At 70.3% G+C, this 15,273-nt stretch carries 12 protein-coding genes; 9 read left to right on the forward strand and 3 right to left on the reverse strand.

From position 1 onward, the window contains the following. Positions 1 to 6 precede the first annotated feature (6 nt). Both ACYSUO_RS25335 and ACYSUO_RS25340 read left to right on the forward strand, forming a co-directional pair. On the forward strand, positions 7 to 903 hold the full coding sequence (locus tag ACYSUO_RS25335; RefSeq protein ID WP_461778539.1) for a 2-hydroxy-3-oxopropionate reductase: 897 nt from the start codon (positions 7 to 9) through the stop codon (positions 901 to 903). Between the two features lie 183 nt (positions 904 to 1,086). Next, positions 1,087 to 2,544: a catalase gene (locus ACYSUO_RS25340; RefSeq protein ID WP_426899461.1), complete on the forward strand. Its 1,458-nt coding sequence runs from the start codon at positions 1,087 to 1,089 to the stop codon at positions 2,542 to 2,544. A 450-nt stretch (positions 2,545 to 2,994) separates the two neighbouring features. Here ACYSUO_RS25340 and ACYSUO_RS25345 read toward each other — a convergent pair whose 3' ends face one another. After that, complete coding sequence (locus ACYSUO_RS25345) at positions 2,995 to 3,897, reverse strand: LysR family transcriptional regulator (protein WP_461778540.1); 903 nt, start codon at positions 3,895 to 3,897, stop codon at positions 2,995 to 2,997. A gap of 113 nt (positions 3,898 to 4,010) precedes the next feature. Here ACYSUO_RS25345 and ACYSUO_RS25350 point away from each other — a divergent pair, with 113 nt between their 5' ends. Then, entirely contained in the window at positions 4,011 to 4,757 is a 747-nt protein-coding gene (locus tag ACYSUO_RS25350) for an SDR family oxidoreductase (RefSeq protein WP_461778541.1), read from the forward strand. A gap of 1,269 nt (positions 4,758 to 6,026) precedes the next feature. On the opposite strand, the gene gcl is transcribed toward ACYSUO_RS25350, so the two are convergent. Continuing rightward, positions 6,027 to 7,814 (reverse strand): glyoxylate carboligase, encoded by a 1,788-nt coding sequence (gene gcl, locus ACYSUO_RS25355; protein WP_461778542.1) that lies wholly within the window; start codon positions 7,812 to 7,814, stop codon positions 6,027 to 6,029. A gap of 290 nt (positions 7,815 to 8,104) precedes the next feature. Here gcl and ACYSUO_RS25360 point away from each other — a divergent pair, with 290 nt between their 5' ends. Further along, the gene (locus ACYSUO_RS25360; RefSeq protein WP_461778543.1) at positions 8,105 to 8,797 is read left to right on the forward strand and encodes a hypothetical protein; all 693 of its coding nucleotides are present in this window, start codon (positions 8,105 to 8,107) and stop codon (positions 8,795 to 8,797) included. Positions 8,798 to 8,905: 108 nt separating this feature from the next. Next, positions 8,906 to 9,451, forward strand: a complete 546-nt coding sequence (locus tag ACYSUO_RS25365) for a GNAT family N-acetyltransferase (protein WP_461778544.1) — start codon at positions 8,906 to 8,908, stop codon at positions 9,449 to 9,451. 24 nt (positions 9,452 to 9,475) lie between these two features. Here the strand turns inward: ACYSUO_RS25365 and ACYSUO_RS25370 are convergent, their stop codons facing one another. Continuing rightward, positions 9,476 to 11,086 (reverse strand): AMP-binding protein, encoded by a 1,611-nt coding sequence (locus ACYSUO_RS25370; protein WP_461778545.1) that lies wholly within the window; start codon positions 11,084 to 11,086, stop codon positions 9,476 to 9,478. Between the two features lie 259 nt (positions 11,087 to 11,345). On the opposite strand from ACYSUO_RS25370, the gene ACYSUO_RS25375 reads away from it, so the two are divergent. The 4 genes from ACYSUO_RS25375 (at position 11,346) to ACYSUO_RS25390 (ending at position 15,068) form a co-directional block, all read left to right on the forward strand. Next, positions 11,346 to 12,122, forward strand: coding sequence for an alpha/beta fold hydrolase (locus ACYSUO_RS25375; RefSeq protein ID WP_461778546.1), 777 nt, complete (start codon positions 11,346 to 11,348; stop codon positions 12,120 to 12,122). A gap of 107 nt (positions 12,123 to 12,229) precedes the next feature. Beyond that, entirely contained in the window at positions 12,230 to 12,772 is a 543-nt protein-coding gene (gene cysC / locus ACYSUO_RS25380; protein ID WP_461778569.1) for an adenylyl-sulfate kinase, read from the forward strand. Beyond that, the gene (gene cysD / locus ACYSUO_RS25385) at positions 12,769 to 13,707 is read left to right on the forward strand and encodes a sulfate adenylyltransferase subunit CysD (protein ID WP_461778547.1); all 939 of its coding nucleotides are present in this window, start codon (positions 12,769 to 12,771) and stop codon (positions 13,705 to 13,707) included. Before cysC ends, cysD begins: the two co-directional genes overlap by 4 nt. 2 nt (positions 13,708 to 13,709) lie before the next feature. Continuing rightward, entirely contained in the window at positions 13,710 to 15,068 is a 1,359-nt protein-coding gene (locus tag ACYSUO_RS25390; protein ID WP_461778548.1) for a sulfate adenylyltransferase subunit 1, read from the forward strand. The last annotated feature ends 205 nt before the right edge of the window (positions 15,069 to 15,273 follow it).

A 15,273-nucleotide genomic window follows, 5' to 3' on the forward strand; every position in this document is an offset into this window, starting at 1 on the left:
ACCCTCATGAGCAACAACCTCCCCAAGGTCGCGTGGATCGGTCTCGGCATCATGGGCTCCCCCATGTCGGAGAACCTGATCAAGGCCGGCTACGACGTCACGGGCTTCACCCTGGAGCAGGACAAGCTCGACCGCCTCACGGCCGCCGGCGGCACCGCCGCGAAGTCGATCGCCGAGGCCGTCAAGGACGCCGACGTCGTCGTGACGATGGTTCCGGCCTCCCCGCAGGTCGAGGCGATCGCGTACGGCCCCGACGGCATCCTGGAGAACGCGAAGTCGGGCGCCCTGCTCGTCGACATGTCCTCGATCACCCCGCAGACCTCGGTCGACCTCGCAAAGGCCGCCAAGGACAAGGGAATTCGCGTCCTGGACGCCCCCGTCTCCGGTGGCGAGGCCGGCGCGATCGAGGCCGTCCTGTCCATCATGGTCGGCGGTGAGCAGGCCGAGTTCGACGAGGCCAAGCCGCTGCTCGACGCGCTCGGCAAGACCATCGTGCTGTGCGGTCCGCACGGCTCGGGCCAGACCGTGAAGGCCGCCAACCAGCTGATCGTCGCCGTGAACATCCAGGCGTGCGCCGAGGCCGTGGTCTTCCTGGAGAAGTCCGGCGTCGACCTGAAGGCGGCCCTGGACGTCCTCAACGGCGGCCTCGCCGGCTCCACCGTGCTGACCCGCAAGAAGGACAACTTCCTGAACCGGGACTTCAAGCCGGGCTTCCGCATCGACCTGCACCACAAGGACATGGGCATCGTCACCGACGCCGCCCGCAATGTCGGTGCCGCGCTGCCCGTCGGCGCCACGGTCGCCCAGCTGGTCGCGTCGCTGCGCGCCCAGGGCGACGGCGGCCTCGACCACTCGGCGCTGCTGCGCGCGGTGGAGCGCCTCTCGGGCGACCAGCCCAAGTAGCACCCCGGGCAACACCTCAGACTTCCGGGCCGTGGCGGCGCTGACACCTGTCCTGTCGCGCCCAGGCGCCGCCGCGGCCCGGAACCACATTCGCCCACCCATAACTTCAACAAACTGTTGACGTAGCTGTTCAGAGGTCCTTACGCTCCGAACACCTCAGCAGTCACAGCACGGAAGGTCACGATGTCGAAGCGCGTGCTTACGACCGAGTCCGGCGCCCCCGTCGCCGACAACCAGAACTCCGCCACCGCCGGCGTCGGTGGCCCGCTCCTGCTCCAGGACCAGCACCTCCTGGAGAAGCTCGCCCGCTTCAACCGCGAGCGCATCCCGGAGCGCGTGGTGCACGCCCGTGGCTCCGGCGCCTATGGCTACTTCGAGGTGACGGACGATGTCACCGACTACACGTACGCCGACTTCCTGAAGTCGGTCGGCAAGCGCACCGAGGTCTTCCTGCGCTTCTCGACCGTGGCCGACAACCTCGGTGGCGCGGACGCCGTCCGTGACCCGCGCGGCTTCGCCCTCAAGTTCTACACCGAAGAGGGCAATTACGACCTCGTCGGCAACAACACCCCGGTCTTCTTCATCAAGGACCCGCTGAAGTTCCCCGACTTCATCCACTCCCAGAAGCGCGACCCGTTCACGGGCAAGCAGGAGCCGGAGAACGTCTGGGACTTCTGGGCGCACGCCCCCGAGGCCACGCACCAGATCACCTGGCTGATGGGTGACCGCGGCATCCCGGCGTCCTACCGCCACATGAACGGCTACGGCTCGCACACGTACCAGTGGACGAACGAGCAGGGCGAAGCCTTCTTCGTCAAGTACCACTTCAAGACGAACCAGGGCATCCGCAGCCTGTCGGCCGAGCAGGGCGCCGAGCTCGCGGGCAAGGACCCGAACTCGCACCAGACGGACCTGCTGCAGGCCATCGAGCGCGGCGTCAACCCGTCCTGGACCCTGTACGTCCAGCTGATGCCGGCGGCCGAGGCGGCGGACTACCGCTTCAACCCGTTCGACCTCACCAAGGTGTGGCCGCACAAGGACTACCCGCTGCAGCGCGTCGGCCGTCTGGTCCTGGACCGCAACCCCGACAACGTCTTCGCCGAGGTCGAGCAGGCCGCCTTCTCCCCGAACAACTTCGTTCCGGGCATCGGCCCCTCCCCCGACAAGATGCTGCAGGGCCGCCTGTTCGCCTACGCGGACGCGCACCGCTACCGCCTGGGCGTCAACCACACCCAGCTCGCGGTCAACGCCCCCAAGGCCACGGCCGCGAACAACTACGGCCGCGACGGCGCCATGGCCACGAACGCCTACGCCCGCGCCCACAAGAACTACGAGCCGAACTCCTTCGACGGCCCCGTCGAGACCGGCCGCCCGCTGGCCGCGCCGCTCGCCATCAACGGCCACACCGGCACGCACGAGGCGCCGGCCCACACGAAGGACGACGACTTCTTCCAGGCGGGCGAGCTGTACCGCCTGATGTCGGAGGACGAGAAGGGACGCCTGGTCGCGAACATCGCGGGCGGCCTCTCCCAGGTCTCGCGCGACGACATCGTCGAGAAGAACCTGGCCCACTTCCACGCTGCCGACGCCGACTACGGCAAGCGCGTGGAGGAGGCGGTCCGCGCCCTGCGCGAGGACTGACCTCTTCGGGTACAACCCCCAGACTGCGTACGAGGGTTGGCGGGAGGTCTTCCCCCGTACGCAATGGCCCGCGCCGTCTGCCACGACCCGGATGAGGGGTGGTCCTGGCCGACGGTAGCGGGAGGACGAGGACCGCGGCGGCTTGTGCAGCGTACGAGCCAGTGCGGTGGTAATGGTTCCTCCGCTTCCCTCTCGACCTGAGGGAGGGGAACGGAGCGAGCCGTCGTGCGACAGCCGCCGCGGTCCCAGCCAATTCCCTGACGGGGCCCACCCGTTGGGGCTTCGGCTTCCCCGATCTCCGTCCGGTGGCGCGCATGCATGTTCCGCCAGTCGCGCGCCGTCGGACGGCAACAACCCCACCTCCCACGGCATCCCGAACCAGAGCCCCGGATACGACGGTCCGTATCCGGGGCTCTTCGCGTGCCTACGCCAGGGGCCGGGCAGAGGGGGTCAGTTGACCGACAGTTCGTTGTTCTGCCGGCGGGAGGCCGTGCCGAGCACTGTACGTGCGACGTCTTCGAGTGATCCGAGCAGCGGGTTGGGGTCGCCGGCGCGCGTGACGAGCACGGCTTCGCAGGGATCGATGTCGATGACAGGCACCAGGGCGATGTCCTCACGCCCAGCGGCGCGTCGATCGCCGGCAGGGAAGATCGCGACACAGTGGCCGGTGGCGATGAGTTCCAGCTTGTCCTCATAGCTGTCGTCGATCGCGGGCGGGGGTGGTGGCGGTCGGTCGCCGACCGGCTTGGGCGTGCTCCAGACGACCGGAGTGCTGACGCAGGCCACCAGTTCCTCGTCCGACAGAGCCCGCAGGCTGACGGTTTCCTCGTTCGCAAGATGATGACTCGCCGAAGTGACGAGCATCCGCGGCTCCTGATGGAGCGTGTTCACGCGGAGGCCGTCCGTGGGCCAGGGCAGGGGTTTGTATGCGACGAGGGCGTCGACCCGACGCTCGGCGAGGGCGTCCGTGTCCCGCCAGTCGAGGTGCCGGGTGCGGACCTGGCTGTCGGGGTGCCGACGGCGCAGTTCCTGCACGCAGGAGGTGATGACCAGTCCTTCGGCGCAGCCGACAGTGAGGGTACGGGGCCGGCCGGCGGCTCTGGCCGCGTGGGCGGCCTGCTCGGCCTCGTGGAGCAGTATCCGGGCTCTGGAAAGAAAGGCCTGACCGGCGTCGGTGAGGCTGGTGCCCTGCGGCGAGCGGTCGAAAAGCCGGACACCCAACTGGGCTTCCAGTCGCTGGATCTGGCGGCTCAGCGACGGCTGCGCCAAGTGCAGCTTGGCGGCGGCCCGACCGAAGTTGCCGTACTCCGCCACGACCGTGAAATAGCGCACGAGCCGCAGATCGAAGTCCATTCGCTCAGGATACGGTGCGCGCCGTCATACGCCTGCCGCCATACGCCTGGGGCATGACGGCATACGGAACAGGCCTTGGACGTGGTGTGCGGGTGGGTATTTGGCTTGGGGGCATGACCACTTATGACGGCAAGAAGATCGTGATCACGGGCGGAAGCAGCGGTATCGGCCTGTCCACGGCCCAGTTGTTCGCGGACGGTGGGGCGCGTGTACTGATCACGGGCCGTACCCGCTCCTCCCTGGACACCGCGTTGGAACAGTTGGGGCACAAGGCGATCGCCGTCCGTAGCGACGCCGCGTCCCTGAAGGACATCAGGGCGCTGGCCGACACGGTCCAGGAGCGGTTCGGCGCGGTGGACGCGCTGTTCGTCAACGCCGGCGTCACCGCGTCCGCGCCGTTCGACTCGACGACGGAGGAGATGTACGACGAGCTGTTCGGCGTCAACACCAAGGGCCCGTACTTCACGGTGCAGGCGTTGGCGCCGCTGTTGCGCGAGGGAAGCGGCGTGGTTCTCACCACGTCGGTGGTGAACGTCCTGGGCCTCGACGCGCTCAGTGTCTACTCGGCGAGCAAGGCGGCCCTGCGGTCGATGACACGCACCCTGGCCCGCGAGCTGCTGCCGCGCAAGGTGCGCGTCAATGCCGTGAGCCCCGGCCCGATCGACTCGGGCATCCTGGACCGCTCCTCGCTGCCCGCCGATGTCGTCGAGGCGACGAAGGACACCTACCGGAGCACCATTCCGATGCAGCGGCTGGGGTCGTCCGAGGAGGTGGCCGCCGCGGTGGCGTACTTGGCGTTCGGCGCGACCTTCTCGACGGGAACGGAGTTCCCTGTCGACGGAGGGGCGTCGCAACTCTAGCGCTGTGACCGTGAGTTGAGTGCGCTCAGTCGAGCAGTGCCGCCTTCCACACCCACGACGTCCGGTGCACCACAGCAGCACTCGGACGGGCTCGCCGAGCGGGGCGTCGGGGGGGCGGGGGCGGTCGGTCGAGCACGGCCGCGGGTGATGTCGTCGGTGTGCAGCAGGGCGACGCCCATCGCCGCGAACCCCGTCGGGTCGGACGGCCCGCCGCGGACGGCGGCCACCTGCGGCACCTTGGCAGGCGAGAAGGGGAGGCAGGCGGCGGCCGGGCTCGCGGCGAGCCGGCCCGCGTAGGCCGGCGGGTCGTGGCCGATGTGCGCGGCCGCCTGCCGGCGGCTCCACACCAGCGGGCCGAACCGTGCGGTGCTCGCCCGTGCGGGGCCCCAGTACCTCCACGGGGCCGGTGCAGCCGGAAGGCAGGGGCCGCGGCGGATCCCGGGAGAGGAGGCGGTGCCGCACAGCCGTCTCTGCCACCACCCCGGGCCCCGGGGCCCCGAAGCCCCCGGAGGGGACGGGCGGGTGGGAGACGAGCGGGCGCCGACGCAGCACACCGGCGCCGCAGACGCCAACCCCGGCACAGGACCAGAACCCCGGTGCCGCGCATCGATGACGGCAGACGTCCACACCGGCAAAGCCCCGCCCCCGCACACCGGCACGGCAGACGCCCACCCCGGCAAGGCCCCGGCGCCACGCACCCACCGCCACCGGCGCCGCCCCCGACTCCACCCCGGGCCCCGGGAGGCCGAAGCCCCCGGAGGGGGCGGGCGGGTGGGAGACGAGCGGGCACCGGCGCAGCCGGAGCAGCGCAACGGCGCCGCAGACGCCAACCCCGGCACGGCTCCAGAACCCCGCCCCCGCGCATCGAAGACGTCAGAGGTCCACACCGGCGAAGTCCCGACGCCGCACACCGGCACGGTAGACGTCCACCCCGGCAAGGCCCCGGTGCCGCACACCCACCGCCACAGGCGCCGATCCCGGCTCCATCCCGGGCCCCCGGGGTGCCGAAGCCCCCGGAGGGGGCGGGTGGGTGGGGGACGAGCAGGCGCCGGCGCAGCCGGAGCAGCGCAACGGCGCCGCAGACGCCGACCCCGGCAAAGCCCCGCCCCGGCACGGCTCCAGAACCCCGCCCGCCCCCGCGCACCGGCACGGCAGGTGCCACCCCGGCAAGGCAGCGGAACCCCGGCCCCGCGCAACAAACCCACCCGCACGACCAAAGGCGGGCCGCCGGTTCGCGTGGAACCGGCGGCCCGCCCAGGGGCGTACGACTCAGACCTTCAGCGGCCGGATGGCCGTCGGCGCGTGGCCCGGCTCCGTGGCCAGTTCCTCGAACTCCTTGACCGCGCTGATGTCGGCCGTCGGGCTCATGGAGATGTTCGTGATGCGCTCCAGGATCGCCTCGACGACGACCGGGACCTGGAACTCCTGGGCCATCTTCTTGGCCTGCTCGAAGGCCGTACCCAGCTCGTTCGGGTCCGTCACCCGGATCGCCTTGCAGCCGAGCCCCTCGGCGACCTTGACGTGGTCGACACCGTAGACACCCAGCTCGGGGCTGTTCTGGTTCTCGAACTCCAGGTTGACCTGGAAGTTGATGTCGAGGCCGATCTGGGCCTGGCGGATCAGGCCCAAGTAGGCGTTGTTCACCAGGACATGGACGTACGGGATGCGGTGCTGCGCCCCGACCGCCAGTTCCTCGATCATGAACTGGAAGTCGTAGTCGCCGGACAGGGCCACCACCTGCGTGTCCGGGTCGGCCTTGGAGACGCCGAGCGCGGCCGGGATGGTCCAGCCGAGCGGCCCGGCCTGGCCGCAGTTGATCCAGTGGCGCGGCTTGTAGACGTGCAGCATCTGCGCGCCCGCGATCTGCGACAGACCGATGGTCGTCACGTACCGCGTGTCCTTGCCGAACGCCTTGTTCATCTCCTCGTAGACGCGCTGCGGCTTCATGGGGATGTCGTCGAAGTGCGTACGACGCTGCAGCGTCTCCTTGCGCTCCAGGTGCGAGGCGACCCACGCGGAGCGGTCCGGCAGCTTGCCGGCGGCCTTCAGCTCCTTCGCGACCTCGACGAAGAGCTCGAGCGCGACCTTGGCGTCGGACGCGATCCCGTAGTCCGGCGCGAAGATCTTGCCGATCTGCGTCGGCTCGATGTCGACATGCACGAACTTCCGCTCGCCCTGGTAGACATCGAGCTTGTACCCGGTGTGCCGGTTGGCCCACCGGTTGCCGATGCCGAGGACGAAGTCCGACTCCAGGAACGTGGCGTTGCCGTACCGGTGACCGGTCTGCTGGCCCACCATGCCCGCGTTCAGCTCATGGTCGTCGGGGATCGTGCCCCAGCCCATCAGCGTAGGAATGACAGGCGTGTTGGTGACCTCGGCGAACTCGACGAGCAGGTCGGACGCGTCCGCGTTGATGATGCCGCCGCCCGCGACGATCAGCGGCCGCTCGGACTCGACGAGGAGCTTGACCGCCTTCTCGATCTGCGCGCGGCTCGCGGCCGGCTTGTAGACCGGCAGCGGCTCGTACGTCTCCGGGTCGAACTCGATCTCCGTCTGCTGGACGTCGATGGGGAGGTCGATGAGGACCGGACCCGGACGGCCCGAACGCATCAGGTGGAAGGCCTGCTGGAAGATGCCCGGGACCTGCGCGGCCTCCAGGACCGTCACCGCCATCTTCGCGACCGGCTTGGCGATCGAGGCGATGTCGACGGCCTGGAAGTCCTCCTTGTGCAGCAGGTGACTCGGCGCCTGACCCGTGATGCACAGGATCGGGATCGAGTCGCCCGTGGCGGAGTACAGGCCGGTGATCATGTCGGTCCCGGCGGGACCCGAAGTGCCGATGCAGACACCGATGTTGCCCGGGTTGGCCCGGGTGTAGCCCTCGGCCATGTGCGAGGCGCCCTCGACGTGCCGGGCGAGCGTGTGATCGATGCCACCGCTCTCCTTGAGCTCCTTGTAGAAGGGGTTGATGGCGGCACCGGGCACGCCGAACGCGTTGCTGACGCCCTCGCGCTTGAGGATCTCAACGGCCGCGCGGGCGGCGGTCATTCGAGCCATGAGTGCTCCCGACTCCTGCTGTGACTGTGTACCGCTGCTGTGCAGCTGTACGACTACGGCTACGGCTGTGGCTGTCGGATTCGCGCTCCCGTCGCGCCCCGCGGCGAGCTCTGAATTCCGTCACCTGGTCCCCGCGCTCGCTTCCCGATCGATCTCCCGATCACTTTCACGATGCGGAAACTAGGTTCTGCTATATGGAAGCAATGTAGAGGGGCTCTTTGGAGGCCGTCAAGGTGGATGATGGGACGGACGTCGATCCGTTTCCGGGGCAGGACCGAGGGGGAGTTGCCATGGCCGAGCCCACCCATCTGCGCTGCCCCACCTGCCGGCGCGAGCATCTGTACGCACCCCAGGCCCTGCCCTGCGCCTGTGGCGCGCCCGTCGCGCCGCCGATGGTGCGCGGCGCCGCGCCCGTCCCCGTCTCCGAGCGCACCTGGGACGACGACTGGGTGACGCTGCGCTGCCCGATGTGCGGGCGGCACGACCGGTGGCCCCGGCCGGAGCTGGGCTGCGCCTGCGGCTCGGTGCTGCGCGTCCCCGTCCACGACGACCAGGCGCCCGTGCCCGCCCACATCCCGCTGCCGCGCACGGCCGCTCCCCCGCGCCCCGCGTTCCAGCCCGTCGCCATCCGCACCGCGCGCGACGCCGTGACGGCCGTGGCGCTGTATCTGCGCTGGCTCGGCTACGACGACGTACGCAGGGCCGACCAGCGACCGCCCTCCGGCATCGGGCTCGCGGCGCGCGGGGTCGTCGTCCAGGTCGAGCCGTCGGTGCGGCCCGCGACGCTGCGCGACGTGGAGTGCCTGTGGCTGCAGTCGATGACGGAGTCCGCGGCCTGCGCCTACTTCTCGCTGGCCGGTTACGCGGACGAGGCCAGCACCCGCGCCGACGCCCTCGGCGTCCCGCTGTTCGTCCTCGACCTCGCCGGAGTGCCGCAGCCGGTGAACGGCCCGGCGGACGAGCTGATCGCGGGCGGCACGTAAGCACGTAGGTGCGCGACACATAGACGCACGGCACATAGGCGCGCCGCACATAGGCGCCCGGCACATAATTCCGGTGAGCCCGCGCCCGCCCCTCGGCATACTTTCCGGGTGATCATTCGCAGCGCCGAGCCCGCCGACCTCCCCCGCCTCCAGGCGATCGAGACGGCCGCGGGCGAGATCTTCCGTACGGTCGGCATGGCCGCGATCGCCGACGACGCGCCGCCCACGGTCGCCGAACTGGAGCGGTTCCGGCGGGCGGGGCACGCCTGGGTCGCGGTCGAGGACACCGGGACCGTGGTCGCCTACCTGGTCGCCGAATGGGGTCTCCCCTGCTCGAACGTAGTTGAGAGCTTGGGGAACGTCGACGGCGCCTTCCACATCGAGCAGGTCACCGTGCACCCGGACGCCGCCCGCCGCGGCGTGGGCCAGGCCCTGATCGCGCGCGCCGCCGACTGCGCGCGCGACCAGGGCCTGACCGGTCTCACCCTGACCACGTTCGCCGACGTTCCGTGGAACGCCCCGTACTACGAGCGCCTCGGTTTCCGCCGGCTCTCCGGGTCCGAGCTCACACCGGGGCTGCGCGCCATCCGCGCGGCCGAGGCCGAGCACGGCCTGGACCGGTGGCCCAGGGTGTGCATGCGAAGGGAGTCGTGAACCCCCTCACTACGGTTGCTGGTTCTACAACTCCCCGTACCCCTCTCGGAGTTCCACCTTCCGGACCTTCCCGCTGACGGTCATCGGGAACCGTTCGAGAAGGCGCAGCCGGCTCGGAATCTTGTAGTGCGCGAGCCGGTCGCGGCAGAAGGCGCGCATCTCGTCGAGGGTCAGCGTGTCCGCGGGGTCGCGCAGGATCACACAGGCGAGCACCTCCTCGCCGTACTTCTCGTGCGGCACGCCCACGACCTGCACGTCGGCGATCTTCGGGTGCCCGTAGAGGAACTCCTCGATCTCGCGCGGGGAGATGTTCTCGCCGCCACGGATGATCATGTCCTTGATGCGCCCGACGATCTGCCCGTAGCCGTCCTCGCGGATGACCGCGATGTCGCCCGTGTGCATCCACCGGCCGGCGTCGATGACCTCGGCGGTCTTCTCCGGCTCGTCCCAGTAGCCGAGCATGACGCTGTACCCGCGCGTGCACAGCTCACCGGGTTCGCCGCGCGGCAGCGTGACGCCGGTGACCGGGTCGATCACCTTGACCTCGATGTGCGGCAGGACGCGGCCGACGGTGCCGGTGCGGCGCTCCAGATCGTCGTCGCGCCGCGTCTGCAGCGACACGGGCGAGGTCTCGGTCATGCCGTAGCAGATGGAGACCTCGGCCATGTGCATCTCGGCGACGACCCGCTTCATCACCTCGACCGGGCACGGGGAGCCCGCCATGATGCCCGTACGCAGGGTGCTCAGGTCGTACGAGCCGAAGTCCGGCAGGTTCAATTCCGCGATGAACATGGTCGGTACGCCGTACAGCGAGGTGCACCGCTCCTGCTGCACGGCGCGCAGCGTGGCGGCCGGTTCGAAGGACGGGCCTGGGATGACGATGCACGCGCCGTGCGAGGTGGCGCCGAGGTTTCCCATCACCATGCCGAAGCAGTGATAGAAGGGAACGGGCAGACACACCCGGTCCTGCTCGGTGTAGCCGACCGTCTCCCCCACCCAGTACCCGTTGTTGAGGATGTTGTGGTGGGAGAGCGTTGCACCCTTCGGGAAGCCGGTCGTGCCGGAGGTGTACTGGAGGTTGACCGGGTCGTCGCACGACAACTCGGCGTCACGAGCCTCCAGTTGGCCCTCCGTGACACTGTCCGCCGCCGCCACCAGGGCGTCCCAGCTGCCCGTGCCGATGAAGACCTGCTCGCGCAACTTCGGGCATTCGGGAGCCACTTGCCGCACCAGCTCCCGATAGTCCGTGCCCTTGTGCTCGGTCGACGACACGAGGAGCGAGACACCCGACTGCTTGAGCACGAACGCCAACTCGTGTGCCCGGTAAGCGGGGTTGATGTTCACCATGATGGCGCCGATCCGCGCGGTCGCATACTGCACGAGCACCCACTCGGCACAGTTGACCGCCCAGATGCCGACGCGGTCGCCCTTGGCGATCCCCCGGGCCATCAGCCCGCGCGCCAACTCGTCGACATCGGCTCCGAATTCGGCGTAAGTCCAGCGGCGCCCGCTCGGCACATCGACGAGTGCCTCGCGCTCGGGCCGGGCCTCGACGACCTTGCGCAGGTTGGCACCGACCGTGTCGCCGAGGAGCGGCACCTCGCTGGTCCCGTGCGCGTAGGAGAGTGCGGTCACCGGTGATCCTCCTCGTGGTACGTGGCGGCCGCCTCCTCGGCGGTGGCCTCTCGCGGCATCGGCACCAGCATGCACCGGGCACCGCTCGGCCGTCGCCCCTTGCGCACATGCCTTGCCACACCGGCCACCCCGGGTGGTCCGTTCTCCGTCGCGCCTGCCCCTTCCCACGACCGGCCCTCAAGCGGTGGTCCACCACACCACTCGACGATTCCGAGTACGCGAGGTGACAGCGCCTCGGTGACGCCGTGAGGAGTGCGTGATGCGCAAAGTCGTTTCCAGGGACGGCACGACGATCGCCTACGAGAAGGCCGGCCAGGGACCGCCGATCGTGCTGCTCAACGGCTCGTTCCGCGATCACACCATCTTCGACGCGCTGGTGCCGGAGCTGACCGCGCACTGCACCACCTACGTCTACGACCGGCGCGGGCGCGGGGAGAGCGGTGACTCGCCGCACTACGCCGTGGCGCGCGAGGTCGAGGACCTCGAGGCGGTCATCCAGGAGGCCGGTGGCTCCGCCGTGGTGTTCGCGGGCAGTTCGGGTGCCAACCTGGCGATCGAGGCGGCACTGTCCGGCACCCCGATCCGCAAACTGGCCCTGCACGAGCCGTTCTACCGGGTCGAGGGCTTTCCCAAGCCGCCCTGGAACGTGGCCAAGACGATCCGCGTGCTGATGGAGCAGGAGCGGCGCCACGAGGCGGTCGAGTACTACCTCGGCAGCTTCCTGGGGCTGACGCCCGACACGGTCGCCGACTGGCGCAAGGGACCGATCTGGGCGGTCAACGAGGCCAACGCGCACACGCTCGCCTACGACCTGGAGATCTGCGGCGACTGCGAGGTCCCCGCCGAGCGGCTGGCCGGCTGCGAGCTGCCGGCCCTGGTCCTCAACAGCGATCACACGAGCGAGTGGCTGCGGGCCGCCGCCCGTGCCACGGCCGCGGCCCTTCCGGGCGGGCGCTCGCTGGAACTTCCCGGTTCCTGGCACCGGATCGACATGGACGTCCTCGGCAGGGCTCTCGTCGAGTTCGCCACGTCCTGAGAGACGGCGACTGTCGCCCGTACGACATCTCAGCCGAGGAGGCACCGCCCGTGACATCCGTTCACACTCCGGCCGACGACGCACCGGCACCGGCCACAGCGCGCACCGTGTCCCGCGGTCGCGGAGCCACCGTGTGGCTGACCGGGCTGCCCAGCGCGGGCAAGACCACCCTGGCCCGCGCCCTGGCCGAGAGGCTGCGGGCGCGCGGACGACCGGTGGAGATACTCGACGGCGACGAGCTCCGCCTGTTCCTCTCCGCAGGCCTCGGCTTCTCGCGCCAGGACCGGGACACCCACGTCCGGCGGGTCGGGTTCGTGGCGCAGAAGCTGGCGGCACACGGCGTCACGGTCCTCGCCCCGGTCATCGCGCCCTACGCCGCGTCCCGCGCGGCCGTCCGCGGCCACCACGCCACGTACGGCACCGACTTCGTGGAGGTCCACGTGTCCACGCCCGCCGACGTGTGCGGCGAACGCGATGTGAAGGGGCTCTACGCGCTCCAGGCCGCGGGGCGGCTGACCGGTCTCACCGGTGTCGACGACCCGTACGAGGAACCACGCAGCCCGGAGCTGCGCGTGGCCACCACGGGCCGGACGGTGGCCCAGTGCACCGCGCAGCTGCACGGCTTTCTGACCGAGAGGGGCCTGGCATGACGCCGGCGAAGCAGAGTCCGGCGCCGCCCGCGGAGGCGGTGTTCGACCTGTCCCATCTGGACGCCCTGGAGGCGGAGTCCGTCCACGTGATCCGTGAGGTCGCGGGCGAGTTCGAGCGGCCGGTGATCCTCTTCTCCGGGGGCAAGGACTCCCTGGTGATGCTGCATCTGACGCTGAAGGCGTTCAGTCCGGCGCCGCCGCCCTTCGTGCTGCTGCACGTGGACACGGGGCACAACTTTCCCGAGGTCCTGGCCCACCGGGACCGGGTGGTGGCGCGCTCCGGGCTGCGGCTGCACGTGGCCTCGGTGCAGGAGTACATCGACGAGGGCCGGCTGCGCGAACGCCCGGAAGGCACCCGCAACCCCTTGCAGACGGTTCCGCTCCTGGACGCCATCGCGGCCCACCGGTTCGACGCGGTCCTCGGCGGCGGGCGCCGTGACGAGGAGAAGGCGCGGGCCAAGGAGCGGGTCTTCTCGCTGCGCGACGAGTTCGGCGCCTGGGACCCGCGCCGCCAGCGCCCCGAGCTGTGGCAGCTCTACAACGGGCGGCACGTGCCGGGCGAACACGTGCGGGTGTTCCCGCTGTCCAACTGGACCGAGCTGGACGTGTGGCAGTACATCGAGCGCGAGCGCGTCGAGCTCCCCTCGATCTACTACGCGCACAAGCGCGAGGTGTTCGCCCGCGACGGCATGTGGCTGACCGCCGGTTCCTGGGGCGGCCCCGGGCCACGGGAGACGGCGCGGTGGCGCATGGTGCGCTACCGCACGGTCGGCGACATGTCGTGCACCGGCGCCGTCGAGTCCGACGCGGCCACCGACGCGGAGATCGTCGCCGAGGTCGCGGCCAGCCGGCTGACCGAGCGGGGCGCGACCCGGGCCGACGACAAGGTGTCCGAGGCCGCCATGGAGGACCGCAAGCGCGAGGGGTACTTCTAGCCATGACCATCACCGAGCACACCGCCGCGGCCACGCTGCTGCGGTTCGCCACCGCCGGCTCCGTCGACGACGGGAAGTCGACCCTGGTCGGCCGGCTGCTGCACGACTCGAAGTCCGTGCTGAGCGACCAGTGGGACGCCGTGGCGCGGGCGTCGGCCGGACGCGGGCAGGAGGCACCCGATCTGGCGCTGCTGACCGACGGGCTGCGCGCGGAGCGGGAGCAGGGCATCACGATCGATGTCGCCCACCGCTACTTCGCCACGCCCCGGCGCCGGTTCATCCTCGCGGACACCCCGGGGCACGTGCAGTACACGCGGAACATGGTGACCGGTGCCTCGACGGCCGACCTGGCCGTGGTGCTGGTCGACGCCCGCAACGGGGTCGTCGAGCAGACGCGCCGGCACGCCGCTGTCGCCGCGCTGCTGCGGGTCCCGCACCTCGTACTCGCCGTGAACAAGATGGACCTGGTGGGCTACCAGGAAAGTGTCTTCGCGGGCGTGGCGGCGGAGTTCACCGCCTATGCCCGCGGCGTCGGTGTCTCCTCCGTGACGGTGATCCCGGTCTCGGCGCTCGCCGGGGACAACGTGGTGCACCCCTCGGCCCGGATGGACTGGTACGGCGGGCCGACGCTCCTGGAGCACCTGGAGACCGTCCCCGTGGGCGGGGACCCGCGCACGGCCGACGCCCGTTTCCCCGTGCAGTACGTGATCCGCCCGCGGCGCGAGGGCTTTCACGACTACCGCGGCTACGCCGGTCAGATGGCGTCCGGTGTGCTGCGCGTCGGGGACCCCGTCACCGTGCTCCCCTCCGGTCGCGTCACGACCGTCGCGGCGCTCGAGGTACTGGGCCGTCCCGCGCGGGCCGTGTGGGCGCCCCAGTCGGTGACACTGCGGCTCGCCGACGACATCGACATCTGCCGCGGCGACCTGATCGCGGCGGCCACGGCCGTCCCGCCGCTGACCCGAGACATCGGGGCGTACGTCTGCCACCTGCACGAACGCCCGCTCCGCCGGGGAGCGACGGTGCTCGTGAAGCACACCACCAAAACGGTGCGCGCCCGCGTCACCGACCTCCCGTACCGGATGGACATCGACACCCTGCGGCGGCGTCCGAACCCGGAGGAGCTGTGCGTCAACGACATCGGACGGGTGGTGCTGCGGACAGCCGAGCCCCTCGCCGTGGACGACTACGCGGACAACCGCCGCACGGGCTCGTTCCTGCTGATCGACCCGGACGACGGTGCCACCCTCGGCGCGGGGATGGCCGGCGAAGCCTTCGGGGAAAAGCGCGCCGAAGCGTCGCTCGAGAATGACGCGACCGCGGCTCCGGACGTACTCCATCAATCTTCCACGCGTCACTGATTCCCTCTTGAGCAGTCGCCGATTCGGCAACAAAGGCCCCATGAACGGAGATTGATATGCGACCCCGGAAAAGGTCGGTCATGCGGTCCCTCGGGCGGACCCTCGGCGAGGGACTGATGTGGATGGGATACGCCTGGAACGGACTCCATCCGCCCCTCTCGGAGGGGGACTACGACATGCACCTTGCTGAACAGCCCTGCTGGCC

Source organism: Streptomyces sp. UC4497 (assembly GCF_054871485.1).